Raw genomic sequence first — 3662 nt, forward strand, 5'->3', positions numbered from 1 at the left:
CTTCACGCCCATCGGGTTGATCCTCGAGTCGCAGCTGGTGCTGGTCGTCAACCCCGCAGCGCCAGCCAAGAACCTTTCAGAGTTCGTTGCATGGGTCAAGGCAGAGAGCGGCAAAGGCGGCTTCAGCTATGCCTCATCCGGCAATGGCGGCAACACGCACCTGGCGATGGAATACTTCCGCGAGCGGGCCGGTCTTCCGAAGATGGATCAGGTGCCCTACAAGGGGAGTGCCCCGGCCATCCAAGACGTCGTCGGGAACCAGTTGCCGTGCATGATGGATGCGGCATCGCTGCTGATTCCATTCATCACCAGCGGCAAGCTGCGCCCGATTCTCGTAACCGGCAGCACCCGCCTTGCCGCACTGCCGGACGTTCCCACCGCAACCGAGCTGGGCATCAAGGATTTTGTCGTGACGGTGTTCGTGGGCCTGTGGGGGTCGCCGAAATTGCCGGCTGACATCGTCGCGAAAGCCAACGCCGCCATGAATGCAGCGCTTTCGGATCCGGCGGTCAGCGCCCAGATCAAAAAGAACGGAGATATGGTGGGAGGCGGCACGCCGGAGCGGCTCGCGGCCCTTACTCGCGACAACTACAAGCTCTGGGGAGAGGTGGCGCGCAGGAACAATATCCGCGCGGAATGAACAGGGGACGAAGCCGCGGTCCACAGCACGTGAGCAACCCATGAATCCCAAAGCCATCCCCATCGATGAGGTCGTCGGCATGATTCCGGACGGCGCGAGCCTGATGATCGGTGGCTTCATGGGCGTTGGCTCACCGACCCGGCTCATCGACGAACTGTTGCGCCAAGGCAAATGCGATCTCACCGTCATTGCCAACGATAGCGCCCGACCTGGGATCGGCATCGGCAAGCTGATCTCAGCCGGCGTTGTCGAGCGACTCATTGCAAGCCATATCGGCACCAACCCTCAGACCCAGCAACTGATGCTCGAAGGTCGGCTGCAGGTCGAGCTGGTGCCCCAAGGCACTCTCGCGGAACGCATTCGCGCAGGCGGCGTGGGCTTGGGCGGCGTCTTGACGCCCACAGGCGTTGGCACGCTGGTCGCGGAGGGCAAGCAGACCATCGATCTCGATGGGCGCCAGTATCTGCTCGAGCTTGCCCTGAGAGCCGACTTCTCCCTGATCCGGGCCAAGCGGGCGGACTATCTCGGCAATCTGGAATACGCATTGACAGCGCGAAACTTCAACCCGCTGATGGCGATGGCCGCCGACAGGACCATTGCCGAAGCAGAAGACATCGTTCCAGTGGGCGTGATCCCACCGGACGTCGTCGTCACCCCCGGCGTACTGGTGCACTGCCTGGTCGGACAGGAGCGCACAAGATGAGCACGGATGCAAAGCATGTGATTGCCCGCCGCGTGGCGCAAGAGCTGCGCGACGGCGATCGGGTCAACCTCGGAATCGGGTTGCCGACCCTGGTGGCGTCGCATCTGCCACCGGCGATCCATGTGTTCTTTCATTCGGAAAACGGCATCATGGGAATGAGCCCACTGCCGGGAGAGGGCTACGAGGATCGCAATCTGACAGATGCAGGGGGGCGTCCCGTGGGAGCGTTGCCTGGTGCCTGTGCCTTCGACTCCGCGTTCTCATTCGGCATCATTCGTGGAGGCCATCTCGACGTTACCGTGCTTGGCGGGCTGCAGGTCGACGAGGAAGGCCGCTTGGCCAATTGGATGGTGCCGGGCAAGATGATTCCCGGCATGGGCGGGGCAATGGACCTGGTGACCGGAGCAAGAAGGGTCATCGTCGCGATGACTCATCGCTCCCCTTCGGGCGCCAAGCTGGTCAAGCAGTGCTCATTGCCCATCACATCGATCCGCCGGATCGACCTGGTGGTGACGGAGTTGGCCGTGATCCGCCCGACAGCACACGGCCTCGAACTCATCGAAACGGCGCCAGGTGTCTCGATACATGAAGTCTTGTCCGCTACCGATGCGCAGTTGCATATTGCAGCGAGCCTTGCAAGCCGCACGCAGTAAACCAGCTTCGGACGGGCAGCCTCGGCCGAGCAACCTCATTGATACAGGAGTTTCCTTTGGCCACCTACCGCTATGGCGAGCACGCCCCCCGCATCCATGAATCGACCTACGTTGCCGACTCCGCCACGGTGATTGGCCAGGTGACCCTGGCGCGCGGCTCCAGTGTCTGGTCACAGGCAGTCCTCCGCGGCGACAACGAGCCCATATTGATAGGTGAAGGCAGCAACATCCAGGAGGGGGCCGTGCTGCACAACGATCCCGGCTTTCCGCTAGTCATCGGCAACGGCGTCACGATCGGCCACCAGGCGATGCTCCACGGCTGCACCGTGGGTGACGGCTCCTTAATCGGTATCCAGGCCGTTGTCATGAACGGCGCCGTGATTGGCCGGGATTCCCTGGTAGCAGCCGGAGCAGTGGTCACGGAGGGCAAACAGTTTCCCGACAGATCTTTGATTCTCGGTGCTCCTGYCAAGGCGGTACGCCAACTGAGCGAGGACGAGGTTCTTAATCTGCGCGGCAACGCCACCGACTACGTTGAGCGCAGCCAGCTCCAGAAGGTGTTGCTGGAACGTCTGTCATGAGCGAAAGCTCGAGCATGCGCCGTTGCTCACGTTGGCCAACTGCTCGACGGCCCGTTTGACTTGCGCCAATGTCTTGGAATTGACCTGATCGGGTATCGACATTGCGCGCGAAGCGCTACCCAGGAACACGGCCGCGAATTTTGGCCACGTCTTCGAGATTGGGACGAGGAGGGTGCGTCGCGTTCATGGCGGACGGATGCCTGCGTTGAGCGAATCTTCTTAGTGCTGCGAATCTCGGGGCTCAATGGAATGGAGCCCCGCTGATAGCGAAAGCGCAGGCCACCAACGTCACCTTTCGGGTGGCGAACTCGGCTGGCCGAATGTCAGCACCGGGCCCAAACCGGGTATTCCCATTTCCACGAAGCTGACGTTCAACCCCATCGTGCACCATGCGGTTCGCACCGTCACCAGGCACGGGACTATTGCCGAGCGTGCTTCTGCATGTACGCGACGATTGAACTCATCTCCTGTTCAGTCGGCGTGTTGATGCTCTGCCAGCGGCTATCCATCTGGACGTGCATGCGCTGGGTCACGCTCGACCACTCCTTGGCGGTATGCAGCGTGGGCGTCGGTGCTTCGTGGCACTGAACGCAATAGGCTGAGACCAGCTTGGCGCCCACGGACTTGGCGTCCGGCAAGGGCTTCGAACTGGGCGGCGGCCCGCCAGCCATCATCCCACCCCACATCCAACCCCTGCCGCGCAGGGTCTGCATGCTCTGATACAGGTCTTGCCAGTGCTCTTGCATGAGGCGTTGGCGCTCCAGCGGGTCGGTCGTCTTCGCAATCTTGCTCATCTGCTCTTGCATCCGCTGCGTGTCATCGCGCATCTGCTGGTTGTATTGGTGGGGTGTCAGCCCTTGGGGCAGAGGCCAAGATGCCCCACCCCCAATCATCCCGGGCCCCATCATCGACCACGGCTGACCCATCATCCACCGATAACCTACACCCCACCGGTCATGCAGCTGGCCCAGGTAGCCTTGCATGCTCTGCCAGTGTTGCTGCATGAGTTGCTGGCGGGCGGCCGTGTCGGGCGTCGCGTTGAGTTGGCCTAACTGCTTCTGTATCGTCGCATCTTGCTGCTGAAG

The 3662-nt window shown here is 61.9% G+C and carries 4 protein-coding genes and 1 pseudogene; 4 read left to right on the top strand and 1 reads right to left on the bottom strand.

The window, feature by feature from the left end:
* From AC1DY5_RS46895 to AC1DY5_RS46910, 4 genes are all read left to right on the top strand, one after another.
* A partial coding sequence (locus tag AC1DY5_RS46895) for a Bug family tripartite tricarboxylate transporter substrate binding protein (protein ID WP_478121215.1) occupies nucleotides 1-640 on the top strand: 640 nt, incomplete at its 5' end.
* Nucleotides 641-680: 40 nt separating this feature from the next.
* Nucleotides 681-1343: a CoA transferase subunit A gene (locus AC1DY5_RS46900; protein ID WP_478121216.1), complete on the top strand. Its 663-nt coding sequence runs from the start codon at nucleotides 681-683 to the stop codon at nucleotides 1341-1343.
* Nucleotides 1340-1996, top strand: a complete 657-nt coding sequence (locus AC1DY5_RS46905) for a 3-oxoacid CoA-transferase subunit B (protein ID WP_478121217.1) — start codon at nucleotides 1340-1342, stop codon at nucleotides 1994-1996. The genes AC1DY5_RS46900 and AC1DY5_RS46905 overlap by 4 nt, the downstream gene beginning before the upstream one ends.
* Before the next feature lie 56 nt (nucleotides 1997-2052).
* Entirely contained in the window at nucleotides 2053-2577 is a 525-nt protein-coding gene (locus tag AC1DY5_RS46910) for a gamma carbonic anhydrase family protein (protein WP_478121218.1), read from the top strand.
* 419 nt (nucleotides 2578-2996) lie between these two features.
* Here AC1DY5_RS46910 and AC1DY5_RS46915 read toward each other — a convergent pair.
* Nucleotides 2997-3662, bottom strand: a pseudogene (locus tag AC1DY5_RS46915) (hypothetical protein); the annotation flags it as partial.

The organism is Variovorax sp. P4_D9 (genome assembly GCF_056401695.1).